The organism is Pseudomonas reactans, from assembly GCF_013385825.1.
Classification (GTDB): domain Bacteria; phylum Pseudomonadota; class Gammaproteobacteria; order Pseudomonadales; family Pseudomonadaceae; genus Aquipseudomonas; species Aquipseudomonas reactans.
Genome location: NZ_JACAPG010000024.1, coordinates 120,047 through 145,860, shown reverse-complemented (window position 1 = coordinate 145,860; position 25,814 = coordinate 120,047). Strand labels below are relative to the sequence as shown.

Here is a 25,814-nt window from a genome sequence, read left to right as displayed (position 1 = left end):
GTAATTCAATTTTTCTTTGCAATGGTGTTCTATCTAAAAGACACAACAAGAAAAGGACCACACCCGATGCCCATGAAGGAATGCTTATGAATGCCCTGAGCGACTCAATCGACATCGACATCGCCATCATCGGCTCCGGCTTTGCTGGCCTGTGCATGGCGATCAAACTCAAGGAAGCCGGGTTCACCGACTTCTTTGTCGCCGAACAGGCCAACACCCTTGGCGGCACCTGGCGTGACAACCACTACCCTGGCTGCGCCTGCGATGTGCAGTCCCATGTGTATTCGTTTTCCTTCGCGCCCAACCCGGACTGGACTCGGCAGTTCGCGCCTCAAGCAGAAATCCGCGCTTACCTGGAGCAATGCGCCACGCGTTTCGAGCTGGCGCCCTACTTGCGGTTCGGCATGGGCCTTGAACGGGCGGTATTCGATGAGCAGCACCAGCGCTGGCAATTGCGCTTCAGCAATGGTCGCCAGGTCAGCGCACGGGTACTGGTGTCGGGCATGGGCGGCTTGTCGCGTCCGGCGCTGCCGGATATTCCGGGGCTCGACAGTTTCAAGGGCAAGCGCTTCCACTCCCAGCAGTGGGACCACGAATATTCCTTGAGGGGCAAGCGCGTGGCGGTGATCGGCACCGGTGCCAGTGCCATCCAGTTCGTGCCGCAGATCGCACCACAGGTCGCTCATCTGGACCTGTTCCAACGCACTCCACCCTGGATCATGCCCAAGCCCGACCGGGAGATCTCGCCTGCCGAACGCTGGCTGTTCAAGCACCTGCCCTTCACCCAACGGCTGGTGCGTGGCGCCTTTTACTGGGCGCTGGAAGGCCGTGTGGTCGGCTTTGCCCTGCACCCAAGGCTGATGAAGATGGTGCAGAAAATCGCCCTGCGCCACCTGCACAAACAAGTGGCGCGCCCTTCCCTGCGCAAGACCCTGACCCCGGACTACACCATCGGCTGCAAACGCGTGTTGATCTCCAATGACTACTACCCCGCACTGTCGCGCAGCAATGTCGAGGTGGTCACCGACAATGTATTGCGCATCGAAGCCGACGGTGTGATCACCGCCGACGGTATCAAGCACCCGGCCGACTGCCTGATCTTCGGCACCGGCTTCCAGGCCACCGATCCCCTGCCCCGCGACTGCATCATCGGGCGCGGCGGCGTGGACCTGATGGACACCTGGCAAGACGGCGCTCATGCCTACAAGGGCACGACGGTGCCCGGCTATCCCAACCTGTTCCTGATCGTCGGGCCCAACACCGGCCTGGGGCATAACTCGATGATCCTGATGATCGAAGCCCAGGTGACCTACATCCTCGACGCGCTTGAGCAAATGCAGCGGCATCGCATCGCCAGCGTAGACGTCAAACCCAACGTGGAAGGCGCCTACAACCAACAACTGCAAGCCAAGCTCAAGCGCACCATCTGGAACACCGGCGGATGCCAAAGCTGGTACCTGGACCCACGCACGGGCAAGAACACCACGTTGTGGCCGGGCTCGACCTGGCGTTTCAAACGCGTCACCCGCCAGTTCGCGCTCAAGGACTACGTATCCAGCCTGGTGCCGGTCAATGCGCCCAGCCGCCCCGTGCCTACGCCCCACTCCACTGCCGAAGGGAGCCTGTCATGAAGTCATTCAACGGCCGCGTGGCGGCCATTACCGGCGCCGCCTCCGGCATGGGACGCGCCCTGGCGTTGGCCTTGGCGCGAGAGGGTTGCCACCTTGCGCTGGCGGACAAAAACAGCCAAGGGCTGGAACAGACATTGGCATTGGTCAAGGCCTCAACCCTGGCACCTGTGTTGATCACCACCCAGGTACTGGATGTGTCCGATCGCACTGCCATGGAGGAATGGGCTGCAAGCTGCGTGGCCGATCACGGTCAGGTCAACCTGGTGTTCAACAATGCCGGGGTGGCCCTGTCGAGCACGGTGGAGGGCGTGGACTACACCGACCTGGAATGGATCGTCGGCATCAACTTCTGGGGCGTGGTCCACGGCACCAAGGCGTTTCTACCGTACCTGAAAGCCTCAGGCGACGGCCATGTCGTCAACACCTCCAGCGTGTTCGGCCTGTTTGCCCAACCGGGCATGAGCGGCTACAACGCCACCAAGTTTGCCGTGCGCGGCTTTACCGAATCCCTGCGCCAGGAACTGGATATGCAGCGTTGCGGCGTATCCGCCACTTGCGTGCACCCTGGCGGCATTCGCACCGATATCTGCCGCAGCAGCCGTATCGACGCAAACATGACCGGGTTCCTGATCCACAGCGAACAACAGGCCCGCGCCGACTTCGAAAAACTGTTTATCACCGATGCCGACCAGGCCGCCAAGGTGATCCTGCACGGCGTACGCAAAAACAAACGTCGCGTGCTGATCGGCCGCGACGCGTATTGCCTCGACCTGCTCGCCCGCTGCCTGCCGGCGGCCTATCAAGCCCTGGTGGTGTTCGCCAGCAAACGCATGGCGCCCAAGCCACGCACGCCGGTGTTTGAAACCAACGACGAGCCCCGTCTCTGAACAGGAGCACGCATTATGTTGCCGATCCGCCGTGACATCCGTTTCGCCCTGCCCGCCGAGCGCATCAAGGACTGGCATGAACAGGGGCCGTTCATCACGCACTTCTTCAATGCCCTGTCGCTGCTGTTCCCTCAGGGCGAGCTGTTTTTCATGGACAGCGTGCGCCACTACCGTCAACGCATCGACGACCCTGCGCTGAAGAAAGAGATCCAGGGTTTTATCGGCCAGGAAGCCATGCACAGCCGCGAGCACGTGGCCTACAACGATCTGCTGCAAGCCGCCGGCTTGCCCGCGCATACCCTGGACCGCCGACTGAAATTCATCCTCGACCTGCAGAAAAAACACCTGCCAGCGTCCTTCAACCTGGCCGTGACCATTGCCCTTGAACACTACACAGCGATGCTGGCCGAGATCCTGCTGAGTGACCCGTCCCGCTTCGGCGAGTCACTCAAGGGCTACCAACAGATGTGGTACTGGCACGCCCTGGAGGAAACCGAACACAAGGCCGTGGCTTTCGATGTCTGGAACACGGTGATCAAACCCGGGCCTAAGCGCTATCTGCTGCGCACCGCAACCATGCTCACCACTACGGTGTTTTTCTGGCTGGTGGTGCTCGACTTCCATTTGCGCCTGCTGATCGCCGACCGCACGTCCGGCGGGCACTTGAAAGGCTTCTGGAGAATGCTGAAGTTTCTGTATGGGCCCAAGGGCGTTTTCCCACGAATGCTGGTGCCGTGGCTGCATTACTTCAAACCCGGATTTCATCCCTGGGACCACGACAACCGTGCCCGCCTGGCCGGGATTGACAAGCTGGTCGACGACATCGAGCGGACCCAGCGCGGGTATTAGGCTTGCGCCAACGCGGCGCGCTCACGCACAAAGCCTTCCAACTCGTCCCCCGGCAGTGCCTTGCTGAAATACCAGCCTTGGATGATCAATTCGGCGCCGGTGTTCAGGAAGGCCAACTGCTCGGCCGTCTCCACGCCTTCCACTACCACCCCCAGGTTCAGCGCCTCACAGAAGCGCAGCATGCCAGTCATGACCTGGGCACCTTTGGGGTCGTGCTGGGCCACCACGAAACTGCGGTCGATCTTGATGAAATCCACCGGGAACTGATGCAGGTAACTCAAGGCCGAAAACCCGGTGCCAAAGTCGTCGATATAGACCTTGGCGCCGATGGCTTGCAGCTTCTGGATGGTCTGGCGCGTAACCTGGATATCGTTGACCAATGCATCTTCAGTGATTTCCACGGAGACTTGCCCGTGGGCCTGGGCCAGGATTTCTACCAGGCGGTCTCCGTAGGCGGCGTCGGTCAGGGTCGCGCTGGAAATATTGATGGTCATCGGCAGGGCAAAGCCGAGCTTCTGCCACTTCTGGTATTGGCGCACCGCTTGGGACGCTACCCACACATCCACGTCGGGCATCAACCGCGCCTGGGCCAACCATTGCAGGAACTCCCACGGCGAATGCACCTTGCCCTGGGCATCTCGGGCACGCATGAGGGCTTCACAGCCGGTGCACAGGCCGGTGCGGGTCGAGACTTGTGGTTGGAATTCGAGGTAGAACTCATAGTCGCTGATTTGCTGGATGCGGCTCAGTTCATTGGCCTGACGCGCCAGGGTCTTGTGGGACGCGAGCACCGAGTCCAGTTCACGCAGCCGGCCCTTTTCCTCAAGACCACGGAAGGTCATGTCCAGGGACTTGAGGTAGACCGTACCGCCTTCAGCGGCCTGGCGATGAATGGCACGCACGTACGGCGCATACACCAGAGTGCCCAGGCCCAGAAGCCCGAGTTGCAGGGCCACTGCCGCGAGGTCGCCATGCGTGCTCAGGTAGGCATTGAGCAACACCGGCGCGGTGAAAGGAACGCTGACCACCGCCGGCGAGACCCAGCCCATCTGCACCACTGTCAACGCCACCATGGCATTCAACGCGGGCACGACCAGAAAGGGAATGAACAAGCGCGGATTAAGGATGATCGGCAAACCGAACAACAGCACTTCACTGACGTTGAACAGTGACAGCGGCAGGCTCGCCATCGCCAACAAGCGCATGGACTGGCTCTTGGAGAACAGCAGGATCGCCAGCAACAGGCATAACGCTCCGCCCGAACCGCCGATAAACGCGAAGCTGCCCAACAAGCCGCTGTTCAGCATGTATTTGATCGGCTCGCCCGCCGCCGACGCCGCATTGTTCAGCACCACGGCCTGGTCCAACACATCGAACAGCGGCTGCATCGCATACACACCGTGGATGCCGAAGAACCACAGCAGCGAATTCATCAGGGTCACAAACAGGCCACTGCCGTAGGGCGACTCCAGGGCATGGAGCACTTGGGGCCCTTGAAGCTGCGCCACATAAGGGATCTGCAGCAGCAAAGACAGCACCACCACCAACAACAGCGCGGTGATGGCGCCCGGTACCACCATATTGATGGTGCCCCGCAGGTTGTGGCCTACCAAGTCTTCATTGACCAACCGAGTCCAGCGGTAACGGTGCAGCCAGGCAATTGCCGGCACATTCAACAACGGCGAGGCAATCGCTATAAACAGGACGAAGGTGGCCGAAGCCCGTGGGTATTCACGCAGGATAAACGTTGCCACCACCACATGGGCCAGGCACAAGAACGCTACCGGCAGTTGTGGCAGACGATGCTGGATTGCCAGCATGTAACCGATGGACGCAGCGACCAGCAGCGGGATCACGGAGCTGATCTGGTTATGCAAGCCGGCGAGGAACGCCACCACTTGCGCATCGAAACCCAGCACCCGCGCGCATTCAGACAGGATCAGGAAGCCTGCCGACACCAACAGGCATGGCAGGATCCACAACAAACCTTCGCGAATCGCTCGAAGAGACTCAGTGCTGGCCAAGGCAGCCAGACGTTGGGTGAAGAAAAGCTTGAACAGCGTTTGCGCCATGACCCATCCCTCTGCCCATCACCCACTGTCCCTGGAAGGCAGGGCCGGAAACACAGGGTTAACGCTACACGTGCTGGCACAGTGAGCGAAAGCCTTTTGCCATTCACCCTGATGTTTTTTCCGTAATGGATGACAGGTAATTCCCTAGATTTTCTAAAATAATTGAATTTTCTTACGCGGACCACTGACCGAATCTGCTTCGGCACTGAGGACCTACCTGCTATTGTTTTTACTCAGCGCCATAATCCAAAGCCCGGCCATCGAATGGAGTAAGTCCTTGTCACCACCCGGCGATAACCACCAGTTGGCATTGAACAGGTTCCTCAACGAACACCCCGATGTCGCCGCAGAACTCGATACCCTGAACCCGCTGGCCGCACAAGCCAAGGGTGAAACCCTGGCGCACTACCGCGCCGAACGGCTGCACGAGGCCTTCGAAGCCGAGGCCGAACGCCAGGGCCTGTTTGCCTGGGAGTTGACCCTGAAACTGACCGCCGAGTCCCCCGAAGCGTTTGAAACCCAACGCCTTGAAGTACACAAGGAAGTGGCGCAGATGGCGGGGTTGAGCTGGGAAGAGTACCGTCAGATGCATGATTTGGCCGGTTGACGCACTAGCCCATGAACCATAGGCACCGGCGGGCTGCCAAGCCCTCGTACAGCTCGGCAACATCGACGGTTCGCTGCTCGGGGTCCATGGCCAGTGCTGAACATAACAAAGGCCAGTACTGCCTGGGCAGTTGCCTGGGCCGAGGCAATCGTTGATTGCGTTGACGCTCTACGGGCCGGCGTCCCTCAGCCATTTCGTAGAGTACTCGGGCCGCCCCATACAAGTCCGCGCTCGCCGACGGCAACCCGCCTGCCATCAGCTCCGGCGCTGCATAGGCGGGAGTCCAGGCATTCAGCCGATTGCGGCTCAAAACGGGTAATCCTGCCTCTGCCTGGGCTTGCGCGTGACCCAAGCCAAAATCGAACAGGCGTACCCCCTGCTCCCCCACCATGATATTCGCCGGTTTCACATCGCCATGCAGGACACCTTGCCGATGGGTATAGGCCAGTGCCTCCAGCAGTTGCAGGGCCATGGGCTGCAACGCTTGCCATGGCAATCCCTGCGGAGATGCCGGAAGTACGCGGTCGAGCGTCAGGCCAGACATCAGTTCCATGGTGAAGAACGCCACTTGGTGCGCCGTGTCTACCTCGAAAGAAAATGCACGCACCACATGGTCATGTCGCAGGCTTCGGGTCAGGGCGAATTCGCTGTAGAGCAGCACATGCGCGTCGGTGGCCGCGGATAGGGTCTCGCCTGACAATTTCAGCGCCACGCGACAGTCTGGCTCGCCGAACGCTTCATGCAGCAAGTCCCGCGCGCGATAAACCACACCCATGCCCCCGGCACCGAGGATTCGCTCAAGCTGATAGCGCCCCGCCAGCACTTTCGGCAGGCCTGTCGCCGCGCTCATGGCTGGATCACTACGGCGGTGAGGTCATCCCGCGCCGGCCCCTGCAGCACGCCACTGAACAACCGATCCACCACCTGCCGTGGCGTGCCCGCGCTCATGGCACTCCCCAATTGCTGGTGACTGAGCCCCTGGTACAGCCCGTCGCTGCACAACAAAAACACATCACCGGGCTGTACGCACAGTTCTAGTATCTCAAGGCTCAATGGCTGCCTGGCACCCACCGCGCGGGTCAAGGCTCTTGCGCCAGGATGAGCCTGGGCCAGGTCCGGGCTCAACTGTTGCGTGTCAATCAGTTGCTGCTGCAAGGAATGGTCCCGCGACAGTTGATACAGCCGCTGCCCTCGCCACAGGTAGCATCGGCTATCCCCGGCCCAGACACAGGCGGCGCGATGGTGCTCCAGCAACAGCACCACCACCGTACTGCCCATGATGCCCGCTACGCCATCCGCGGGTTGTAACTGGCTGTCGAGGCCGCGCAAGCAACGCCGAACAGCCTCGATCCGTTGCTCAAAACCGCCTTGGCCTGGCAGTGCAGCAAGGCTGCGGACTACCCATTGGCTGGCCACATTCCCGGCATGATGCCCGCCCATACCATCCGCCACCGCCCAACAGCCACGTTGCGGGCAATCGAGGAAGGCATCCTCGTTGCGTGCACGGCTCTTGCCTTGCGCCGTGCGCCCGGCACTGCGCCATGGCTGCGCACCGCTCACAATTGCTCCGGCAGGCGGAAGCTGCGCCATGTCGCCATATGGAACGGGCTTGGGTCGCGTTGACTGGTCAGCAGGTAATTGGCCCGTAGGCCAGCCAGGTCAGCCTTGAGCACCTGCGCATTCCTGCCGCTCGCGGGCTCGCTTTGCATCAGCTCGAAAAAGCGGAACATAGACCAGGCGCCACTGTCTTTCTCAATGCCCATTGGCCGTTCGGCACCGCGCTCCAGTATCAGGCTGCTGCGACCATTCTGCGCCTCGCTTGGCCAACGGAACGTCATCGGCACGATCGGGCCGTGGCGGTATTCCAACTGCTGATCACCCACCCGCAACGTCGCCCGACTGACCGCCTGGTCAAGGCTATAGGGCGCCAGCGTGAAGCGTACGGCCCAATCCCCCTGATCCTCGGTAAAAAAACCTTGGCGAATGATCTGGGCCCTGGTCAGTTGTTCCAGCAAAGAGCGCGACATCGGCAGGCTGCGCCCCTCCATCCCCCGCAGGCGATAGCGGTTGCCCTCAACGATGACGAACGGCCGCAGGTAACTCTCATAAAAGCGCGCCATGGCGCCCCGTGGCTTGAAAAACGCTTGGAAGTCCGCCAGGGCAACGTCACTGCCCGCATGCGCATCGAAGGGGTAACGGCGCTGAATGGCTTTCGCATATGCAACCCGTCGAACCAGAACATCGCGCCGGCGAGACTGGTTTCGAGTTCCAGTATCAGATCGGCGTAATGCCCCTGAGCAAAACGCTCCTGATAACGCTTGAGCTTGTCAGGGGCAGGCCCGCGCAAGGCGGTAATCCGTTCACTGTCGGCATCCGGATACCCGCTCAGTACGAGCCAGTTCAAGGTTCGGTTGAGGCGCAAGGCACGCAGATCGGTAGCGTTCTGGCGCAACCACCAGGCACACAAGGAACGGGCCTGCTCCTGCAGAGTGCGTAGCAACTTGTTGGCGTCTTTTTCGTTGTCCACCACGGCTTCAGGTTTGAGCAGTTGGCTGGTCGCGTGCCTGACCTGCGCTATGACACCGCTAATCCCCGCCGCCGGAACATCGCCCTGAACAGCCAACTCCAGCCGCTGAGCCAATTGCCTGCGGATCGGCAGCAGCAAAGGCGCCTCATCTCCCAAGTGCCTGGTCCATACCTCATCCAGGCAAACCAGTTGCTCAAGTACTGCACGAAACAAGGGCTGCTGGCTCTGCAGGGGCAGGCCTTGCGTAAACAGAGCTTCGAGACGCAGTACCAACCAAGCGAATGCCGCACCACGAGTACGCAGTTTTTCGGGGTAGACCTCCGACCAATGGTGCTCGCAGAGATAACGCAGCAATCCGAGCCCGGCTAGCAGGCCTGTATAGGATTCGCACTGGTGCAACGCCCAGGTCAGCCAGACGGCCGAGCGCAGATCCTTGGACTGATGTCGCAACATTAGCTCGCTGGTTTCCAGGACCTTGCGCCAATCGGGCTGGCTGCTGCCATGAATCGATTGCGCCTTTGCCAACTCGGATTCCAGGCATTCATATTCACTCGAAAAGCGCATATCGCTGCCCGCAAAACTCGATTGCGCACAGGGTGACCTTGCAACTTCAAGATAATGATCACACAGAGTGTCCGAATAAGACATTTCACACCAGACGCAACTAACCAAGACAGGAATAGCCAACTAACCACACGTAAAGTGCGCAGCAGAAAGCCATCTAAACCTTGCAAGAATCTCTGCAAAGCTCCGGAACCTTAGCTACGACTAAAACATTCAGCAAGCGAAGAAATAATACTTAATCCTTTTCCTACAACCCCGTTAAATCAGCCACTGCGCAGCATTTTGCGCACTCATTCATGCCCGCTCGCTTGGATTGACGTTACAACCCAGCCATTCAAATAAATTCTCGCCTGAGCAACTAAGTGCGCACTGATGCGCAAGAAAAACCAGTTCAAACCAACCAAACATACCCTGACCGCTCAACAACCCTAACTTATATAAAGCCTAACCCTAACAATCATTACCCCACACACTTTCAGGCACGCTTCTTGTAATAGGCAAATTCCCAGCCGCTGCATTTATCGCTGGGACTACCCCTTCAATCAGACAAGGAAACCCGTCATGCCAACACCCGCGTATCTCTCCGTCACCGGCGTCAAACAAGGTTTGATCACGGCAGGCACGTTCACCCAGGACTCGGTAGGTAACATTTATCAGGAAGGCCATGAGGATCAGATCCTGGTCCAGGCCTTTTCCCACCAAGTGATCATTCCGCGCGACCCTCAATCCGGCCAGCCAACGGGCCAGAGAGTGCATAAGCCCATGATGATCAGCAAAGTCTTCGATAAGTCCTCACCGTTGCTGTTCAGTGCATTGACCAGCGGCGAAGAGGTCAAGTGCCGACTGGAATGGCTGCGCACCTCTTCAGCCGGCACCCAGGAGCACTACTTCACGATTGAGCTGGAGGGGGCGACCATCGTGGATATCCAGTCACGTATGCCCAACTGCCAGGATCCGGACAACGCCCACTTCACCCATCTGGAGGATGTGTACTTCACCTATCGCAAGATCGTGTGGACCCACGAAGTGTCCGGCACTTCCGGGTCCGATGACTGGCGTAGCCCGGTTGCCGGTTAACCCGGATCAGCCCGGATTAGCCCGGGAACGGTGCCAAGGAAGGCGCCGCTCCTGAGGGTTGGCTAAACCATCGCCAAAGGGTGCTTGCGCTTGGGTGCACCAAACACGCGATCAATCGCGTCCAGGTCGTGCTCATCCAGCACCAATTTGGCGGCGGCTGCGTTGAGTCGCACATGTTCCGGGGTGACGGCCTTGGGGATTGCGATCACGCCGTCATGGCGCAGCACCCAGGCCAGGGCGACCTGTGCAGGTGTGACCTCATGGCGACGGGCAATCTGCTTAAGAGTCGGACTGGACAACAGCTCACCACCCTGGGCGATCGGGCAGTACGCCATCAAGGGTAAGTGATGCTGTTGCCACCAGGGCAGCAGGTCGAATTCGATGCCGCGCTCTTCGATGTTGTAGAGCACCTGATTGGTGGCGCAGGCCGGGGATGCGAGTTCCTGCAGGTCAGCCACATCGAAATTGGAAACACCCCAGCGGCCAATCTTGCCGGCTTCACGCAGACGTTCGAAGGCTTCGACGGTTTCTTCAAGAGGGTGTTGGCCGCGCCAGTGCAGCAGATAAAGATCAATGTAGTCCGTGCCCAGTCGCTGGAGGCTGGCTTCACAGGCACGGGGCACGCCCTTGTGGCTGGCGTTGTGCGGGTAGACCTTGCTCACCAGAAACACCTGGTCGCGCCTGCCTCGAATCGCTTCTCCAACAACGGTTTCAGCACCGCCCTCGCCATACATTTCGGCGGTGTCGATCAGGGTCATGCCCTCGTCGATACCCAGTTGCAGAGCGGCGACTTCGGCGCGGTGCTGGTCGGGATCTTCGCCCATGCGCCAGGTTCCCTGGCCGATGACAGGAACGGGAGCGCCCGCCAGATCAATGGTACGCATGACAACCTCCTGGAGTGTTCGCGGATTAACAGTGTGGCATTGGCCGGACAAAAGGGTTCAATCGAAGTAAGGTTAGCCTCTGCCAATCGCCAGGAAGAATCTGCAATGCTGTTTGTCGTCATGCTCGGGGGCAAGCACCCACGGGCAAAGATTGAGGTTCACGATGTGGTGTTCGCTGTGGCGGACACGCTGGAAGCGGCCTACCCGCAACTACGCGCCGACTGGTTCGGCAGCCCCAAGGGCGTACATATCGATTCTTGGATGGCAGTAGAGGGCGTGGACGGCTGGAAAATCGAACTTAGCCATCTGGCACCGGCTGCTGGCGCGCATCACCTGTATTTCATCAACCTTGGCGGTTACGAAGCCAACAGCTTTGGTGAAGCCCATCACTACCTGCTGGTGGTAGCCCGCAGCAAACAGGAGGCCATGAACAAAGGCAAGCAACACACGCATTGCCAATGGTCCCAAGCCCACACTGATGGAGTGCTGGACATCGACGACTGCCTGCCCATCGACCTGGTGAGCGGTCGCTATATCCACTTGGTGCAGGGCCCACACCGACCGATCCTGCAGCAGAACGACTACATCGTCCTGAACTGAACCCTACCCGAACGGGGTATGGCGCCTAACGGCCATCTGCCTGACAGTGCAATCAGTCCCTCAGCCTGATAACAAGCACAACTCAAGGTGGGTCCCCATGCGTAAAGCCTTTATCGCTCTGTTCAGCGCCGCATTGCTCGTCTCCTCCACCTTGACTCAGGCCGCCGACGACCCAGGCAATACCTTGCGCATCTACAACTGGGCGGACTACATCGGCGACACCACCCTGGCCGATTTCCAGAAGGCCACAGGGATCAAAGTGATCTACGACACTTACGATTCCTACGAAACCGTGCAGGGTAAGCTGCTTTCCGGGCACTCCGGGTACGACCTGGCCCTGCTCAACGCCTCCCTGGTGCCGCTGCTGATCAAGGGCGGAGTCTTTCAGCCGCTGGACAAGTCCCAACTACCCGACTGGAAGAACCTTGACCCTGTTGTGCTGAAAAGCCTGCAAGCCCACGACCCCGGCGTCACCTATTCCGCGCCCTACACCTGGGGCAGCAATGGGGTGACCTACAACGTCGACATGATCAAGGCGCGGATGCCGGACGCCCCGCTCGGCTCCCTGGCGATGATCTTCGATCCCAAAATCGTGTCGAAATTTGCCGACTGTGGCATCACCTTCATGGACTCACCCACCGACATGATTCCTCTGGCCCTGACCTACCTCGGCCTGGACCCCAACAGCGTCGCGCCAAAAGACTTGAAGGCGGCCCAGGACGTGCTGATGGCCGTACGACCGTACATTCGCAAATTCGACTCCAGCGGTTTCATCAATGGCCTGGCCAACGGTGACCTGTGCCTGGCAACCACGTGGTCAGGCGACTACGCCACCTCCCAGGCACGGGCGACGGAAGCCGGTGCCACTATCAAGCTGGACTACTTCATTCCCAAAGAAGGCTCGTTGATCTGGTTCGACAACTTCTACATTCCCACCGACACCCCCCATGTCGCCAATGCCCACAGGTTCATCGAATTTCTCCTGCAACCCAGCACGATGGCCGGTGTCAGCAACACCATTCACTACGCCAACAGCAACCTGGCGTCCAAACCGTTGGTCAACGCCGATATCCGCGACAACCCGGCTATTTACCCGGACCCAGCGACGATGCAACGCCTGTTCACCCAGCAAAGCCAGTCACCCGCCGCCGTGCGCCTGATCACCCGTACGTGGAACGCCGTTAAGACCGGCAAATGACTTCCAGCCATTGAAGGTAAATGCCATGACTCTGCCCAATCCTGAATTCTTCGCCCAGTTCAACCACGAGCAACTGGACGCTGCGGATAAAGCCCACTATATGCACGGCTTCCACATGTTCGACGAGCACCGCGAACAGGGCTCATTGAATATCGCCGCAGGAGACGGTGCCTATATCTATGACACCCACGGCAATCGTTACCTGGACGCGGTCGGCGGCATGTGGTGTACGAATATTGGCCTGGGCCGTGAGGAAATGGCCGACGCCATCGCCGACCAGGTGCGCCAACTGGCCTACTCCAACCCGTTTTGCGACATGGCCAACGTGACCGCCATCGAACTGTGCGCCAAATTGGCAAGCCTGGCCCCGGGCGACCTCAATCATGTGTTCTTGACCACCGGCGGTTCCACGGCGGTGGATACGGCCTACCGGCTGGTGCAGTTCTATCAGAACAGCCGCGGCAAACCGACCAAGAAACACATCATCTCGCGCTTCAGTGCCTATCACGGCAGTACATTCCTGACGATGTCCATCGGCAACAAGGCCGCGGACCGCGCGCCGGAATTCGATTTCATGAGCGACCTGTTTCACCACATCTCCTGCCCCAATTACTACCGGGCGCCGGAAGGGATGAGCGAAGCGGACTTTCTCGACTTCCTGGTGAATGAGTTCGAAGACAAGATCCTGACCCTGGGCCCGGACAACGTGGCCGCGTTCTTTGCCGAACCCGTCATGGGCTCCGGTGGTGTGATCATTCCCCCCAAGGGCTATCACCGGCGGATGTGGGAAATCTGCCAACGCTACGACCTGCTGTATGTCGCCGATGAAGTGGTCACCTCGTTTGGACGCCTGGGCGCATTTTTCGCTTCCGAGGACGTCTTTGGCATGCAGCCGGACATCATCACCACCGCCAAGGGCTTGACCTCCGGCTATCTGCCGCTGGGCGCGTGCATTTTTTCGGAGCAGATCTGGCAGGTGATCGGCGAGCCAGGCAAGGGCCGCTGCTTTACCCATGGGTTCACCTACAGCGGACATCCTGTCAGCTGTGTAGCGGCACTGAAGAACATCGAGATCATTGAGCGGGAGAACCTGCTGGCCCATGTCGAGGAGGTTGGCACCTACCTGGAGCAGCGCCTGCAAACCCTGGCCGCACTGCCGCTGGTAGGCGATATTCGCTGTCAGCGCCTGATGGCCTGTATTGAGTTTGTCGCCGATAAACACACCAAGGCATTGTTGCCGGATGCGGTGAATATTGGCGAACGCATTCACCTGCGGGCCCAGGCAAAAGGTTTGCTGGTACGCCCTATCGGGCATTTGAACGTGATGTCGCCGCCGCTGATCATCACCCACGCACAGGTGGACGAGGTGGTCGAGACCCTGCGCCAGTGCATTCTCGACACCGCGAGCGAACTTCGCCAGAGCGGCGATTACCAGGGACGATGAGCCGCAACGCCGAGCCTGCTTCGAGGTTTTTGCCGGGACGCTGGCCGGCGGGTAGACTGGCCAGCATGAACGCACCGATCGACCCGTCCCCTGCCCTCGGCCCCCAGGCTCTCGAAGCCTGGCACGACGCCTTGGCCCAGGCGTTTATCCAGGTCGATGAAGCAGCATTCCTCGAACACCTCGCCGCCGCGCTGTGTGCCCTGTGCCCCATCGAATCGATGATGATCAGCCTGGAGCGTCAGGGCCAGGCGCCACGCCTGCTCTATCAGCAAGGCATCCCACCGGATCATCAGGACGAAATCATCCATCGCTACTTTTCCCGTGGTTACCAGTTGGACCCCTTCTGTCTGGCCGTCGATAAAGGCTTGGCGGAGGGCTTCTACTCGTTGGCGGAAATCGCGCCGGATGACTTTTTCAACAGTGAGTACTACAAGACCTATTACCTGCGCAGCGGCGGCGCGCTGGAGAGTTACTACATCGTTGACCTGTGCCCACGCAGCAAGCTTTCCCTGTGCATGTTCCAGGGACTCAGCGCCGGCCAATTCAGCGATGCACAACTGGCCATACAGCGCTCAGCGCACCCGGTGATCCGCGCGCTGTTGCACCGGTTTGGCACAACAGGTGGATTGGACAAGGTGGTGGGCGACCCAGCCTTAAGCCAAACCCGCGTGCATCAACAGATCGAAGCGGCCTTCATGGGCTTTGGCGGTGGGCTGCTGACGGTGCGTGAGCGGGAAATTGCGCACTTGATCCTGCGCGGGCACTCGGTGAAATCGACAGCGCAAGTGCTGGGGATTTCGCCGGAGACGGTGCGCATGCATCGCAAGCATGTGTACACCAAGTTGGTCATCAACTCCCAGGCGGAGCTGTTTGCATTATTTATTGAATGGATGACGCGACAGCAGTAGGGTTTACGCCCCTCCCTTTTCGCAGGCGCCCACCGATGACCTGGTTTTCCGACCCCGATGCCGTCGCCCGCTACGCCGAAGGCCCTGTGCGCCTGGTGCCCGGTTTCGATGGCCTGCAGCGCATGACCACCCTGTTGTTGCGCGAACACGTACCGGCAACGGGCAATGTGCTGGTGCTGGGTGCGGGTGGAGGCCTGGAATTGAAGCGGTTTGCGCACGCCGAGCCCGGATGGCGGTTCGTGGGGGTGGACCCCTCGGCTGAGATGCTGAAGCTGGCCGAGGCAACCTTGGGCCCGTTGATGGAACGGACCCAGTTGCATGAAGGCTATATCGACACGGCGCCGCTGGGGCCTTTCGACGGTGCTACGTGCTTGCTGACTTTGCATTTCATCCCGGCCGAGCAGCGCCTGCAAACCCTCAAAGCGTTGTGGCAACGCCTGCTGCCGGGCGCGCCGCTGGTGGTGGCCCATCACAGTTTCCCACAAGCACCGCAGGACAAAATCCGTTGGTTGAAGCGCTACGCGGCGTTCGCGGTGGACTCGGGCGTGCCGGCGGCGGATGCCGAGCGGGCGATTGCGGCAATCAGTGAAAAGTTGCCGGTGTTGTCACCCGAGACCGATGAGGCCTTGATGAGAGAAGCCGGGTTTGAAGGTGTCGAACTGTTCTACGCCGGCTTCAGCTTCAAGGGATGGGTGGGCTACAAGCCGCGCTAGCGAGTTTACCAACTGCCGGAGGCGCCACCGCCGCCACTGGAGCCACCACCCCCTGAGGAACTGCTGCTGGAACTGGAGCTGCTGGAGCTCGAACTCGATCCACCGCCCGAAGACCCCGACCCGCCGCTGGTCTTGCCAAAGATGAACAGCGCGGCAAACGAGGCAATCGGGAACGCGTACAACCAGCCATTACGGCCGAGTTCCATCAGCACCCCCGCCGCCACATACACGCCTACCGCCGCCAGCAGCCGTGCAACAAAACCCACGCGGCTCTGCTTCCAGGCGTCCTTCATGATCACCAACAGCACCAGGTACAACCCCAGAACGACCAGCGCACCCAACGGAAATACCAGCCAGTGGATAAAGTTGACGTCGGCATATCGCTGATCAACCACCAGCAAGCCCAGGATGTAGACCAGCAGCCCGATCACGCCGTAAAACACCGAACGTGCCATCCACAATGCACCGAAGGTCGCGCCGCCGATCAGCATGATCAGTGGCATCACCAGCAGAAACATCGCCCAGTCGCGGCCCTCACCCACGATCACCAGCAGCAACGTGGCAACCACCGCGGCAATCAAGGCGCGGCGCCACGGCAGTTTGCCGGCACTGATCAGCACGCCGCCAATGGCGCCTATGACAAACGCCAGCGCGATTGCGATGAACTGCGGATTGACCCTTGTCGCTGCGGCTTTAGGCAAATCACCGCCATCCACCAGTACCACCAGGTCGTTCACGCCCTGGGAGACACCGCCGACGAAATCCCCCTGGCGAAAGGCCGGGGTGATGTGTTCTTCGATGATGCGGTGTGCGAGCAAATCTGTGACCGTGCCTTCCAGGCCGTAACCCACCTCAATGCGTACCTTGCGGTCGTCCTTGGCCACCACCAGCAGGATGCCGTCATTGACGCCCTTGCGTCCCAGCTTCCAGGTGCGGAACAGTTGGTTGGCGTAGTCCTCGATGCTCGCGCCGCCGGTGGTGGGCACCAGCAGCACAGCCACTTGTGAGCCTTTACGTTGCTCAAGATCGGCGAGTTGGTTTTTCAGCCGGGTGGTGGTGCTGGCATCCAGGGTGTTGGTGAGGTCGATCACCCGTTGGTCGAGGGCGACGCCGATCGGCGAAGTATCCGCCTGGGCGGTGCCCAACACGCCTAAAAACACCAGCGCCACCAGACTCAAGACGGACTGCCGCAGAATCGCCATAATGTTTTGTTACCTGAAGTTTCTTCCTTAAGGCGGCGACTTTACCTTATCTGCGCTATATCGCGTGACCCCGCACCGATGACTATCTAAACTCCCTCCACGCATAGCAAAACGCCATAACCGAGAAGCCCATGGACCTACGCCACCGCAACAATGTCAGTGTGATGGGCAACGGCCGCTCGACCCTGGTGTTTTCCCACGGCTTCGGCTGCAACCAAGCCATGTGGAATTATCTCGCACCGCAATTTTTCGAGCGTTTCCGCGTAGTGATGTATGACCTGGTAGGTGCCGGCCTGTCGGACCTCAGCGCGTTCGACAAGGGCAAATACAGTGCCCTGGACGGTTACGCGCGCGATTTGAACGAGATTATCGACGCCTTCACCGTGGGCCCGGTGGTCCTCGTGAGCCATTCGGTGAGCGCCATGATCGGCACCCTCGCCGACCGCCACGCCCCCGGCCGCATCGCCGCCCACGTCATGATCGGCCCCTCGCCGCGCTATATCGATGCCGACGGTTATGTCGGCGGCTTCAAGTTGGCGGATATCCAGGACCTGCTCGACACCCTCGACAGCAACTACCTCGGTTGGTCCAGCGCCATGGCCCCGGTGATCATGGGCGCGCCGGGGCAACCGGCGTTGAGCGAGGAATTGACCGACAGCTTCTGCCGCACCGAACCTGAGATCGCCAAGCAATTTGCACGGGTGACGTTCATGTCGGACAACCGCCAGGACGTGATCGGCCTGGCCACGCCGGTGCTGATCCTGCAATCGAGCGACGACCTGATCGCCCCCGTGGCCGTGGGCGAGTACCTGCACAGCGTGTTGCCCAACAGCACCTATTGCCTGGTGGACAACGTCGGCCATTGCCCGCACATGAGCGCGCCGCAAGCGTGCGCGGCGGCGATGGAAAGTTTCCTGGCGCCGTGGGCGGTCGCCCATGTCGGCTGAGTTGTTCGACAGCGCCGCCTGCGCCCTCGCCGTCACGGCGGAGGACGGCACGATCCTGCAAGCCAATTCGCGCTTCAGCGAGTGGCTGGGGTTCAGTACGACGGAGCTGTGCGGCAAGCGTTTCCAGGATTTGCTGACCATGGGCGGACGGATCTTCCACCAGACCCACCTGGCGCCGATGCTGCGCATGCGTGGCAGCGTCACCGAAGTCAAACTCGACATGCTGCACCGCGAAGGCCACAAGCTGACCGTCCTGCTCAACGGCGTCAAACGCGAGCAGGACGACGGAACGCTGTACGACCTGGCGCTGTTCGGCACCACCGACCGCGACAAGTACGAGCGCGAGTTGCTCAATGCACGCAACTTCGCCGAAGCGCTGTTGCAGGAAAAGACCGCCACCGAACTTGCGCTCAAACTGGCCCAGGCCGAATTGAGCGAGGCCTATGCCATTTCCCAGCGCCGAGCGCTGTTTGCCGAGCAGATGGTGGCGATTGTCAGCCATGACTTGAAAAACCCGCTCACGGCAATCCGCATGGCCTCAGATTTTCTCAACCGAGGCGAACGCACCGCCAAAGAGCACCAACTGCTGGGGCACATTGGCCAGTCGTCCGAGCGTGCCCAGCGCATGATCGCCGACCTGCTGGACTTCACCCAGGCGCGCGTCGGCCAAGGCATCACCATCAAGGCGGCGCCGTTGGACCTGCATGAGGTGATTCATCGGGCCGTGGATGAACTGCGCGTGGCGTTTCCCAAGGCAACGCTGGAGCATCTCGTCGAAGGCAACGGCGATGCGAGCCTGGACGCCGACCGCGTGCAGCAGATCATTGGCAACCTGGTGGCCAACAGCGTGGCGTATGGCGACCTGCAACGGCCCATCACCGTCACATCACGGTTGGGACAGGGTAGGTGCGAAGTATCAGTACACAACCACGGCAAGGTCATCCCCGAAGCCTTGCTCACCGAGCTGTTCGAACCTATGACCCGTGGCACCGACCAAGGCAGTGACGTGCGTAGCGTAGGCCTGGGCCTGTATATCGTTCGCGAGTTGGCCAGAGTACATGGCGGCGATGTGGCGGTGAGTTCCTGTGTCACGGGCGGCACCACGTTTACCGTCAACTTTCAGCCAACGTAGGCGCTGCCCTGCATCACCGGCTCTACGCTGCCCGTCAGCACCACACCGCCCTCGCCCGCCCAGTGCACGGTCACCGTGCCGCCGTCGCATTGCACTTCGACGGTATCGTCCAGCAGTCCACGACGAATCCCATTGACCACCGCGCCACAGCAACAAGAACCCGAGCCCAACGGCACACCGCCGCCGCGCTCCCAGATGCGCAGGCGGATATGGCCTCGGTCGAGCACCTGCACGAAATGCACATTGGTCTTGGCCGGGAACAACGGGTGAGTTTCCAGCGCCGGGCCCAAGGCCGCCACATCGACAACTGCGATGTCTTCCACGAAAAACGTGCAATGCGGGTTGCCCATGCTGCACGCCGCCGGATTGCCGTCGATGGGCAGCGTGCGGGTATCCATGGACTCGGCCAACGGCACGGCCGACCAATCCAGTGACGGCTCGCCCATGTCCACCGACACTTGCCGCCCCGCTGCCCGCGTACACATCAGCAAGCCACGGTCGGTACGCAGCACCACCGAGTCCGTGCCCGTCTCATGCATCAAGCGATCGGCCACGCCACGGGTGGCGCTGCCGCAGGTGGCCAGCGGCGTGCCGTTGGGGTTCCAGAACTTGATGCGTGCGGCGGCGTCGTCACAATCGAGTATCACCGCCAGTTGGTTGAAGCCAATACCGGTGTGGCGGTTGCCGAGTTGACGGGCGATTTTCGCGGTGACCGGATCTTCAAGGCCTCGGCGATCGATGATGATGAAATCATCGCCATGGGCGTGCATTTTCACAAATGGCAAGGGCATGGGCTGTCCTGTGGTCGACCGGTGAGGAACTGAAGGATACCCTGAACCGGCCCAACCCTATCGAGAGACCCCATGCTAATTGTCTTCAGCGGACTGCCCGGCACCGGCAAGACCACCCTTGCCCAGGCACTTGCAAGCCAGATCGGCGCGGTGTACCTGCGCATCGACGTGATTGAGCAGGCAATCCGTGATGCGGGTGTGTTGGCGGGCGACGTGGGCGCCAGCGGTTATGGGGTGGCGAATGCCTTGGCGCTGAGCAACCTGCGACTGGGGCAGACGGTGGTGGCTGACTGTGTGAACCCGGTCCAGGAAAGCCGGGAGGCGTGGAAGACCTCGGCGGCAACGGCGGGTGTGGCGTTGCTGGACGTTCGGGTGATTTGCTCAGACCGGCAGGAACATCATCGGCGAGTGCAAACGCGTACGGGGGATATTCCCGGCCTGGCCCCACCCACTTGGGAATCGGTGCTAGCGCATGAATACGAGGCTTGGGCTGAAGTGCCGCTCACGCTCGACACCGCACTCATGACGACGGATCAGGCTGTGACAAGGTTGCTGGTCACCCTCAAAGCACACTCCCCATCGCCTTCATCAACACCAGATCCCGTCCATAGATATCCGGCGCATACACCAAACCGCCCTCGCGATTGACCTCCACCGTCCAGTAACTCAACAACACCGGCACCGGTGTAGCCAACCTGAATTCATGGGTCACGCCGGTGGCCAGCAGCTCATCGGTGCGGGCGCGTTCGGCCGGGCTTACCAGCAAATCCCGCAGCAACAAGGGTTGTTCGACCCGCACACACCCCGAACTGAACGCCCGCGGCCCTTTGGTGAACAGCGGCTGGCTCGGCGTGTCATGCAGGTACACCGAATACGGGTTGGGAAAACGCATCACGATCTTGCCCAGCGGGTTGCGCGGGCCGGCTTCCTGGCGCAGCAGGATATTGCCGGGGCGAGCCCAGTCGATTTGCTCGGGCGCCAGCGGGTGGCCCTCGGCGTCGAGCACTTGCAGGTTTTGCTGGCGCAGGTATTCGGGGTTGAGGCGGATGGCCGGGAGTTTGTCCTCGCGCATGATGGTGGGCGGGATGGTCCAGGTGGGGTTGAGGGTCAAGCGGGTGATGCGCGATTTGAGCAGCGGCGTCTGCCGTTCGGCGCGCCCGACCTGCAGACGGGTTTGCCAGACCGGGATGCCACTCTGGTACACGCTCAGTTGTGCGGCGGCGACATTGACCAGCACGCCTTCGGGCTCCAGGTCCTGGGCCAGCCAGCGGAAGCGTTCAAGGTTGATGCGCAGTTGTTCGCGGCGCACCGCGGGGCTGATGTTCAATTCGGCCACGGTGCCGGCGCCGATCACGCCGTCGGCCTGCAACGAGTGGCTGAGCTGGAAGGCCTTCACCGCCTTGACCAGCTCATCGCGGTACTGCTTGCCGCTGGGGGCCTTGGTCAGGTAACCGCCACTGATCAGGCGCCGCGCCAGCTCCGGCACGCGGGGGTCTTCCATGCCGGGGCGCAGCAGCGGGCCGCTGGCGACCGGGTCCCAATGCGGTAACGGTTGCTGGCGCACGCTGGAATAGGCGTTGCGCAAGCTGCGATACAAGTCGGCACTGGGCCGTGCCTGGTCGAACGCCTGGGCCATGTCTTGCAGGCCTGTGGCGGCAAACGCCAGCACCTCGACATTGGGGTCGCGGGTGGGTGGTTGGGAATGCCACAGGGGTTCGAAGCGCGATTGTTGCAGGCGGCCGTAATGCAAATCTTGCAGGGCTTGCAGGTAGTGCTGGCTGCTGGCGATGTCGCTGCACAGCACGTTGGCCGTGGCATCCGCCGCAGGCAAGCTATAGTGGGTGGGGTCCAGGCCGTCATCGGCGAGCATCAGCAACTGAGATTGCAGGGCTTGTCGGCGTTCATCGGCGGACCACAGCGGCACGTTGCCTTGCTGCTGGTAAAAGGCTTGCAAGCGCAGTTGGGCGGAGGCGTCGAGCTGCGGCGCCAGATCGGGGCAGACACTCTGCAGTTGCGCCAACGCCTGTTGCACGGGGGCCAGATCCACCGGTGCCGGCGTGGTCACCGGCAACGGCTCGACCGGCAGCGCGTCGGCTGTCGCGACCAATGGTGCAACGAGCAGGCAAATGCTCAAGTAACATGCGTGTTTTTTGAACAATTGACCAGGCTCCAATCCACACCGGGGGACACTTCGTAGATGCTGACTTTCATGCGCCGCCTCGGTTTGATGACCGTGGCGTTGGCTACGCTGAGCAATTTTGCGCTCGCCGCCAACCAGACCTCTCCTAACTTGTATAGCAGCCTGGCGCGCTCGGCTCCAGAACTCAATCCCACCGTACTCAAAAGCGCCCTCAACGCGGTGCAGTGCGCGGTCAATAACGGCGAGGAACGTTCCGAGCGCCTAGCGGTTATTGACTACTCCCAGCCTTCGACCGCCCGTCGGCTGTGGATCTTCGATCTGCGCAAGAAGACCCTGGTGCTGCGCGACCTGGTGGCCCACGGCGCCAAATCCGGGGAGAACTTCGCCACCCAGTTCTCCAACCTGGAAGGCAGCCACCAGTCCAGCCTGGGCTTGTTCCGCACCCAGGAGAGCTACCTGGGCACCCACGGCTACTCGCTGCGCATGGATGGCCTGGAGCCGGGTTTCAATGACCAGGCCCGCGACCGCGCCATCGTGATTCACGCCGCCGACTACGTGAGCCCCTTGTGGAGCAAGCGCGAAGGCCGTATCGGCCGCAGCCAGGGTTGCCCGGCCGTGCGACCGCAGGTGGCTCGCCAAGTGGTGGACAAGCTCAAGGATGGGCAGTTCATGTTTTCGTGGTACCCCGACCAGCGCTGGTTGAAGTCTTCGACCTACCTCAATTGCAAACCCCAACAGGTGGCGAGTAGTCGTACAATCCGTGGCGGATAGCCTGTCCCCATAGATAAAGAAGAGAACCACGCATGCTTCTACACCACTCCACCTGGATCGAGATCGGGCAGTTTCTGGAACGCAGCCGCACGGTGGTGATTCCCATCGGCTCCAACGAACAGCACGGCCCGACCGGCCTGCTGGGCACCGACTGGATGTGCCCGGAAATCATCGCCCATGAGGCGCAGAAGAACGCCGACCTGCTGATCGGCCCCACCTTCAACATCGGCATGGCCCAGCATCACCTGGGCTTTCCCGGCACCATTTCCCTGCGCCCTTCCACCTTTATCGCCGCGATTGGCGATTGGGTGCGCTCGCTGGCCGGGCATGGTTTCGAGAAGATCCTGTTTCTGAACGGCCACGGCGGCAATATCGCCACGATCGAAGCGGCCTTTTCCGAGCTGTACGCCGAGGCCAGCTTCGCCCGCCGCCCGGCCGGGTTTGCCTTGAAGCTGGTGAACTGGTGGGATTTGGAAGGTGTGAACGACCTGGCGCAACGCCAATTCCCGGTGGGCCATGGCAGCCATGCCACGCCGTCGGAGATTGCGGTGACCCAATGGGCCTACCCGGACTCGATCAAGACGGCTGATTATTCGCCGCAAATCGCCAACACCGGGCCGATCCGTGAAGCGCTGGACTTCCGCGCGCGCTTTCCTGATGGACGCATGGGCTCGGACCCGGCGCTGGCGACGGTAGAGAAAGGTGGGGAGCTGGTGGCGTTGGCGGCGCAGGGGTTGGTCAAGACGGTCAATGCCTTCAGCAACGAAGCCAAGCCCTAGGCGATACGCGAAATTATTGGCATTCCTTGGCAGCAAGCTCAAGCCGCGACGGTGTAATCGTCGACGCCAGCGGCTTGCGCTCATACAGGAACACCTTGGCGCCGTCCTGGGACTTGTAGGCTTCCAGCACATCATCAGCGGCAATCTTGCTGGTCAACACCACTTTGGCGTGGCGCGAGTTCTGCGTCACGGTGGAGGTGATCTTGTGTTTTTCCAGCTTGGGCAGCACGCACTGCACATAGGCTTCAGGCGTTTTGCTGGTCTGCAAGGTCAGGGTTGGAGCGTTGGGGGCGGACACACAACCGGCCAACATCAGAGAAGCAAAGGCCAAGGCCGGGGCGAAAAAAGCGCGCATGAAAAATTCCTGATCATAAAAAATAAAGGTTCACATCAACCTGCACGAACCAACGCCTTGAGCGAGGCATCGAACTGCTTCAAGGCATCCAGTTGCACGTCCCGCTGCTGCTCGATCTGCGCAGCAATTTCCGGCGCAGCCTGGTCATGCACCCACACCGACGGCACCTGCTTGTGCACCGAGCCTTCGGCCTTGGCGATGTATTGCAGGTTCGCATCATAGAACCGCGCAATAAAACGCGCCTCGACCTGGTCGTTACGCTGGGTCAGCAGTTGGTTATGGGTATCGAGCATCACCACCACATCGGGGTGAGCCTGCACCAAGGCATCCAGGTTGTCGTAGACCGTCACCGACAAAAAGGTTCCCTGTAGCGAACTCATCAACCAATCGATGGCCAGTTCCGGGTCGGAGCTGCTGACGAACGCCTGGCGGATACGCCCGTCGAGGGCACCCTTGGCGCCATTCAAGGCCATGTCGTGGTAGCGTTCAAGGTAGCTGAGGTTGTCGCGGGTGCTGTCAGTCAGCAATACACCCACCGACTGCGCGTGTTGCAGGGAGTCTACGCTACCGTTGATAGGTAGCAAATGGCTCGTACGCAGATCGACGGCGATTGCCGCGTTGTTGATAGCAACCGTGCCGAGCATCAAAGCCATCAACGCCAGCTGAATAAACGTCCTCATCGCGCATTTCCTTGAACAGCGTCTCGATGGGGTGATTTTCCGCTTTTCCTGCAAAAACAGAACTTGCGATCCTTGATGGTGACTATTATCTGAACCGATAGTGCTGACATAAAACTTATAAGGACCACGCCATGAAGCCCCACCAGAAAACCTTCGACCGCATCCGCGAAGCCGTACTACCGGAGTTTCGCGAGCGGGTCGCCGATTACCTGGTCGACTATGAACACGTGCTGCAGGACGAGGCAGCCGACGCCGATCAAATCAGCGCCAGCGCCCAGCAACTGCGCGGTTACCTGCGGGGCTTGAACACCACGCGGGTGCTGGGCATGGCGGATTGGGAAGACCTGGATCGCCGCGTCTTGCAGATCACTGAGCGCTCTACAGCGCAGGACGTTGCTGATTGATCCACGCCTGCACGGAGGGCCGCTGCCACTGGCGCTGCGCGTATTCCACCAACTCGGCGGGCACGCTGTCGCCGTTGAGAATCAGGCGATTGAGCATCACCGCCAGGTCCACATCGGCAATCGACCACGCGCCGAACAGATACGCCCGGTTACCCGCCAACAGCGCCTGGGCCGCGTTGATCAGCTTGCGCGCCGCTGCTTCGGCCCCCGGGGACAAGGGCGGCATCTTCTGCCCGTAGAACACCACCATCGTCGAACGCTCCTGGCGGATCGGCAACAAGTCACTGCGCAACCAGGCCTGCACCTGCCGCGCCCTCGCCCGCTGCTTGGGATCGGCCGGATAGACCGGCGTCTCGGGGTAAGCCTCTTCTAGGTACTCAGTAATTGCCGAAGACTCCGACAGCGCAAAGTCTCCTTCTACCAATGTTGGCACGCACTGGGTCAGGGACAGTTGGGCGAAGTCGGCGGTCTGGTTCTGCGCGGCGTCCAAGTCCAGGGTCAAGGTGTCGAACGCCAGGCCTTTTTCCCGCAGAGTGACGAACACCGACATCGCGTAGGGGCTGGTATACAAATGATCAACATACAGGCGCAACGGACGCTGGCTCATAACGATTCTCCGTGAATGGAACACCACGCTACGAGATGTGCGGCG

At 60.7% G+C, this 25,814-nt stretch carries 26 protein-coding genes and 2 pseudogenes; 16 read left to right on the top strand and 12 right to left on the bottom strand.

What is annotated here, in order from left to right:
* Positions 1–86 precede the first annotated feature (86 nt).
* Genes HX868_RS28645 through HX868_RS28635 form a run of 3 tightly spaced genes read left to right on the top strand, consistent with a single transcriptional unit; the run spans position 87 to position 3,367 of the window.
* Positions 87–1,631 carry a flavin-containing monooxygenase gene (locus HX868_RS28645; RefSeq protein ID WP_177005161.1) on the top strand — a complete coding sequence of 515 codons (1,545 nt, stop codon included), beginning with the start codon at positions 87–89 and terminating at the stop codon, positions 1,629–1,631.
* Positions 1,628–2,518, top strand: a complete 891-nt coding sequence (locus HX868_RS28640) for an SDR family NAD(P)-dependent oxidoreductase (RefSeq protein ID WP_177005160.1) — start codon at positions 1,628–1,630, stop codon at positions 2,516–2,518. The genes HX868_RS28645 and HX868_RS28640 overlap by 4 nt, the downstream gene beginning before the upstream one ends.
* A 15-nt stretch (positions 2,519–2,533) precedes the next feature.
* Complete coding sequence (locus tag HX868_RS28635) at positions 2,534–3,367, top strand: metal-dependent hydrolase (RefSeq protein WP_177005159.1); 834 nt, start codon at positions 2,534–2,536, stop codon at positions 3,365–3,367.
* Here HX868_RS28635 and HX868_RS28630 read toward each other — a convergent pair.
* On the bottom strand, positions 3,364–5,439 hold the full coding sequence (locus HX868_RS28630; RefSeq protein ID WP_177005158.1) for an EAL domain-containing protein: 2,076 nt from the start codon (positions 5,437–5,439) through the stop codon (positions 3,364–3,366). The genes HX868_RS28635 and HX868_RS28630 overlap by 4 nt on opposite strands.
* 277 nt (positions 5,440–5,716) lie before the next feature.
* Here HX868_RS28630 and HX868_RS28625 point away from each other — a divergent pair, with 277 nt between their 5' ends.
* Positions 5,717–6,046, top strand: coding sequence for a DUF6388 family protein (locus tag HX868_RS28625; RefSeq protein WP_177005157.1), 330 nt, complete (start codon positions 5,717–5,719; stop codon positions 6,044–6,046).
* A gap of 4 nt (positions 6,047–6,050) precedes the next feature.
* On the opposite strand, the gene HX868_RS28620 is transcribed toward HX868_RS28625, so the two are convergent.
* The 4 genes and pseudogenes from HX868_RS28620 to HX868_RS28605 all read right to left on the bottom strand — a co-directional run.
* The gene (locus HX868_RS28620; RefSeq protein ID WP_177005156.1) at positions 6,051–6,896 is read right to left on the bottom strand and encodes a serine/threonine-protein kinase; all 846 of its coding nucleotides are present in this window, start codon (positions 6,894–6,896) and stop codon (positions 6,051–6,053) included.
* Positions 6,893–7,636: a PP2C family protein-serine/threonine phosphatase gene (locus HX868_RS28615; RefSeq protein ID WP_218168849.1), complete on the bottom strand. Its 744-nt coding sequence runs from the start codon at positions 7,634–7,636 to the stop codon at positions 6,893–6,895. The genes HX868_RS28620 and HX868_RS28615 overlap by 4 nt, the downstream gene beginning before the upstream one ends.
* Positions 7,603–8,265, bottom strand: a pseudogene (locus HX868_RS28610) (type VI secretion IcmF C-terminal domain-containing protein); the annotation flags it as partial. The pseudogene HX868_RS28610 and the gene HX868_RS28615, both read right to left, overlap by 34 nt.
* Positions 8,262–9,221, bottom strand: a pseudogene (locus HX868_RS28605) (TssA family type VI secretion system protein); the annotation flags it as partial. The pseudogenes HX868_RS28610 and HX868_RS28605, both read right to left, overlap by 4 nt.
* A 477-nt stretch (positions 9,222–9,698) precedes the next feature.
* Between HX868_RS28605 and HX868_RS28600 the strand changes: the two are divergent.
* Entirely contained in the window at positions 9,699–10,214 is a 516-nt protein-coding gene (locus HX868_RS28600; protein ID WP_010209954.1) for an Hcp family type VI secretion system effector, read from the top strand.
* A 62-nt stretch (positions 10,215–10,276) separates the two neighbouring features.
* On the opposite strand, the gene HX868_RS28595 is transcribed toward HX868_RS28600, so the two are convergent.
* Entirely contained in the window at positions 10,277–11,098 is an 822-nt protein-coding gene (locus tag HX868_RS28595) for an aldo/keto reductase (protein ID WP_177005154.1), read from the bottom strand.
* Positions 11,099–11,203: 105 nt separating this feature from the next.
* Between HX868_RS28595 and HX868_RS28590 the strand changes: the two genes are divergently transcribed.
* The 5 genes from HX868_RS28590 (at position 11,204) to HX868_RS28570 (ending at position 15,961) form a co-directional block, all read left to right on the top strand.
* Entirely contained in the window at positions 11,204–11,698 is a 495-nt protein-coding gene (locus HX868_RS28590; protein ID WP_177005153.1) for a DUF1543 domain-containing protein, read from the top strand.
* Positions 11,699–11,795: 97 nt separating this feature from the next.
* Complete coding sequence (locus tag HX868_RS28585) at positions 11,796–12,896, top strand: polyamine ABC transporter substrate-binding protein (RefSeq protein WP_177005152.1); 1,101 nt, start codon at positions 11,796–11,798, stop codon at positions 12,894–12,896.
* A gap of 25 nt (positions 12,897–12,921) precedes the next feature.
* A complete protein-coding gene (locus HX868_RS28580) occupies positions 12,922–14,340 on the top strand; it encodes an aminotransferase (protein ID WP_177005151.1) in 1,419 nt (472 codons plus the stop codon).
* Between the two features lie 65 nt (positions 14,341–14,405).
* A complete protein-coding gene (locus HX868_RS28575; protein ID WP_177005150.1) occupies positions 14,406–15,248 on the top strand; it encodes a helix-turn-helix domain-containing protein in 843 nt (280 codons plus the stop codon).
* A 35-nt stretch (positions 15,249–15,283) separates the two neighbouring features.
* Positions 15,284–15,961 carry a class I SAM-dependent methyltransferase gene (locus HX868_RS28570; protein WP_177005149.1) on the top strand — a complete coding sequence of 226 codons (678 nt, stop codon included), beginning with the start codon at positions 15,284–15,286 and terminating at the stop codon, positions 15,959–15,961.
* A gap of 5 nt (positions 15,962–15,966) precedes the next feature.
* On the opposite strand, the gene HX868_RS28565 is transcribed toward HX868_RS28570, so the two are convergent.
* The gene (locus HX868_RS28565; protein ID WP_177005199.1) at positions 15,967–17,166 is read right to left on the bottom strand and encodes a TPM domain-containing protein; all 1,200 of its coding nucleotides are present in this window, start codon (positions 17,164–17,166) and stop codon (positions 15,967–15,969) included.
* Positions 17,167–17,294: 128 nt separating this feature from the next.
* On the opposite strand from HX868_RS28565, the gene HX868_RS28560 reads away from it, so the two are divergent.
* Both HX868_RS28560 and HX868_RS28555 read left to right on the top strand, forming a co-directional pair.
* On the top strand, positions 17,295–18,110 hold the full coding sequence (locus HX868_RS28560; protein WP_177005148.1) for an alpha/beta fold hydrolase: 816 nt from the start codon (positions 17,295–17,297) through the stop codon (positions 18,108–18,110).
* Entirely contained in the window at positions 18,100–19,242 is a 1,143-nt protein-coding gene (locus HX868_RS28555) for a PAS domain-containing sensor histidine kinase (protein ID WP_177005147.1), read from the top strand. Before HX868_RS28560 ends, HX868_RS28555 begins: the two co-directional genes overlap by 11 nt.
* Here HX868_RS28555 and dapF read toward each other — a convergent pair.
* The gene (dapF, locus tag HX868_RS28550; protein ID WP_177005146.1) at positions 19,230–20,033 is read right to left on the bottom strand and encodes a diaminopimelate epimerase; all 804 of its coding nucleotides are present in this window, start codon (positions 20,031–20,033) and stop codon (positions 19,230–19,232) included. The two genes, HX868_RS28555 and dapF, sit on opposite strands and share 13 nt — an antisense overlap.
* A 72-nt stretch (positions 20,034–20,105) precedes the next feature.
* Between dapF and HX868_RS28545 the strand changes: the two genes are divergently transcribed.
* A complete protein-coding gene (locus HX868_RS28545) occupies positions 20,106–20,681 on the top strand; it encodes a P-loop nucleotide/nucleoside kinase family protein (protein ID WP_177005145.1) in 576 nt (191 codons plus the stop codon).
* Here HX868_RS28545 and HX868_RS28540 read toward each other — a convergent pair.
* Complete coding sequence (locus HX868_RS28540; protein ID WP_177005144.1) at positions 20,596–22,191, bottom strand: L,D-transpeptidase family protein; 1,596 nt, start codon at positions 22,189–22,191, stop codon at positions 20,596–20,598. The genes HX868_RS28545 and HX868_RS28540 overlap by 86 nt on opposite strands.
* Before the next feature lie 39 nt (positions 22,192–22,230).
* Between HX868_RS28540 and HX868_RS28535 the strand changes: the two genes are divergently transcribed.
* Together HX868_RS28535 and HX868_RS28530 are read left to right on the top strand one after the other, a co-directional pair.
* Positions 22,231–22,944 carry a murein L,D-transpeptidase catalytic domain family protein gene (locus HX868_RS28535; RefSeq protein ID WP_016977141.1) on the top strand — a complete coding sequence of 238 codons (714 nt, stop codon included), beginning with the start codon at positions 22,231–22,233 and terminating at the stop codon, positions 22,942–22,944.
* A gap of 32 nt (positions 22,945–22,976) precedes the next feature.
* Complete coding sequence (locus HX868_RS28530) at positions 22,977–23,723, top strand: creatininase family protein (RefSeq protein ID WP_028616528.1); 747 nt, start codon at positions 22,977–22,979, stop codon at positions 23,721–23,723.
* Between the two features lie 13 nt (positions 23,724–23,736).
* On the opposite strand, the gene HX868_RS28525 is transcribed toward HX868_RS28530, so the two are convergent.
* On the bottom strand, positions 23,737–24,078 hold the full coding sequence (locus tag HX868_RS28525; protein WP_177005143.1) for a hypothetical protein: 342 nt from the start codon (positions 24,076–24,078) through the stop codon (positions 23,737–23,739).
* A gap of 35 nt (positions 24,079–24,113) precedes the next feature.
* Positions 24,114–24,758 (bottom strand): ATPase, encoded by a 645-nt coding sequence (locus tag HX868_RS28520; RefSeq protein ID WP_177005142.1) that lies wholly within the window; start codon positions 24,756–24,758, stop codon positions 24,114–24,116.
* Positions 24,759–24,889: 131 nt separating this feature from the next.
* On the opposite strand from HX868_RS28520, the gene HX868_RS28515 reads away from it, so the two are divergent.
* Positions 24,890–25,162 (top strand): hypothetical protein, encoded by a 273-nt coding sequence (locus HX868_RS28515; RefSeq protein WP_177005141.1) that lies wholly within the window; start codon positions 24,890–24,892, stop codon positions 25,160–25,162.
* Here the strand turns inward: HX868_RS28515 and yfcF are convergent.
* Positions 25,137–25,769 (bottom strand): glutathione transferase, encoded by a 633-nt coding sequence (gene yfcF, locus HX868_RS28510; protein WP_177005140.1) that lies wholly within the window; start codon positions 25,767–25,769, stop codon positions 25,137–25,139. The two genes, HX868_RS28515 and yfcF, sit on opposite strands and share 26 nt — an antisense overlap.
* Positions 25,770–25,814 lie beyond the last annotated feature (45 nt).

Excerpts from the sequence above, each read along its gene's own strand:
- HX868_RS28645 (WP_177005161.1), top strand. The coding sequence starts at position 87 with ATGAATGCCCTGAGCGACTCAATCGACATCGACATCGCCATCATCGGC.
- HX868_RS28640 (WP_177005160.1), top strand. The coding sequence starts at position 1,628 with ATGAAGTCATTCAACGGCCGCGTGGCGGCCATTACCGGCGCCGCCTCC.
- HX868_RS28635 (WP_177005159.1), top strand. The coding sequence starts at position 2,534 with ATGTTGCCGATCCGCCGTGACATCCGTTTCGCCCTGCCCGCCGAGCGC.
- HX868_RS28630 (WP_177005158.1), bottom strand. The coding sequence starts at position 5,439 with ATGGCGCAAACGCTGTTCAAGCTTTTCTTCACCCAACGTCTGGCTGCC.
- HX868_RS28620 (WP_177005156.1), bottom strand. The coding sequence starts at position 6,896 with ATGAGCGCGGCGACAGGCCTGCCGAAAGTGCTGGCGGGGCGCTATCAG.
- HX868_RS28615 (WP_218168849.1), bottom strand. The coding sequence starts at position 7,636 with ATGGCGCAGCTTCCGCCTGCCGGAGCAATTGTGAGCGGTGCGCAGCCA.
- HX868_RS28600 (WP_010209954.1), top strand. The coding sequence starts at position 9,699 with ATGCCAACACCCGCGTATCTCTCCGTCACCGGCGTCAAACAAGGTTTG.
- HX868_RS28595 (WP_177005154.1), bottom strand. The coding sequence starts at position 11,098 with ATGCGTACCATTGATCTGGCGGGCGCTCCCGTTCCTGTCATCGGCCAG.
- HX868_RS28590 (WP_177005153.1), top strand. The coding sequence starts at position 11,204 with ATGCTGTTTGTCGTCATGCTCGGGGGCAAGCACCCACGGGCAAAGATT.
- HX868_RS28585 (WP_177005152.1), top strand. The coding sequence starts at position 11,796 with ATGCGTAAAGCCTTTATCGCTCTGTTCAGCGCCGCATTGCTCGTCTCC.
- HX868_RS28580 (WP_177005151.1), top strand. The coding sequence starts at position 12,922 with ATGACTCTGCCCAATCCTGAATTCTTCGCCCAGTTCAACCACGAGCAA.
- HX868_RS28575 (WP_177005150.1), top strand. The coding sequence starts at position 14,406 with ATGAACGCACCGATCGACCCGTCCCCTGCCCTCGGCCCCCAGGCTCTC.
- HX868_RS28570 (WP_177005149.1), top strand. The coding sequence starts at position 15,284 with ATGACCTGGTTTTCCGACCCCGATGCCGTCGCCCGCTACGCCGAAGGC.
- HX868_RS28560 (WP_177005148.1), top strand. The coding sequence starts at position 17,295 with ATGGACCTACGCCACCGCAACAATGTCAGTGTGATGGGCAACGGCCGC.
- HX868_RS28555 (WP_177005147.1), top strand. The coding sequence starts at position 18,100 with ATGTCGGCTGAGTTGTTCGACAGCGCCGCCTGCGCCCTCGCCGTCACG.
- dapF (WP_177005146.1), bottom strand. The coding sequence starts at position 20,033 with ATGCCCTTGCCATTTGTGAAAATGCACGCCCATGGCGATGATTTCATC.
- HX868_RS28545 (WP_177005145.1), top strand. The coding sequence starts at position 20,106 with ATGCTAATTGTCTTCAGCGGACTGCCCGGCACCGGCAAGACCACCCTT.
- HX868_RS28535 (WP_016977141.1), top strand. The coding sequence starts at position 22,231 with ATGCTGACTTTCATGCGCCGCCTCGGTTTGATGACCGTGGCGTTGGCT.
- HX868_RS28530 (WP_028616528.1), top strand. The coding sequence starts at position 22,977 with ATGCTTCTACACCACTCCACCTGGATCGAGATCGGGCAGTTTCTGGAA.
- HX868_RS28525 (WP_177005143.1), bottom strand. The coding sequence starts at position 24,078 with ATGCGCGCTTTTTTCGCCCCGGCCTTGGCCTTTGCTTCTCTGATGTTG.
- HX868_RS28520 (WP_177005142.1), bottom strand. The coding sequence starts at position 24,758 with ATGAGGACGTTTATTCAGCTGGCGTTGATGGCTTTGATGCTCGGCACG.
- HX868_RS28515 (WP_177005141.1), top strand. The coding sequence starts at position 24,890 with ATGAAGCCCCACCAGAAAACCTTCGACCGCATCCGCGAAGCCGTACTA.
- yfcF (WP_177005140.1), bottom strand. The coding sequence starts at position 25,769 with ATGAGCCAGCGTCCGTTGCGCCTGTATGTTGATCATTTGTATACCAGC.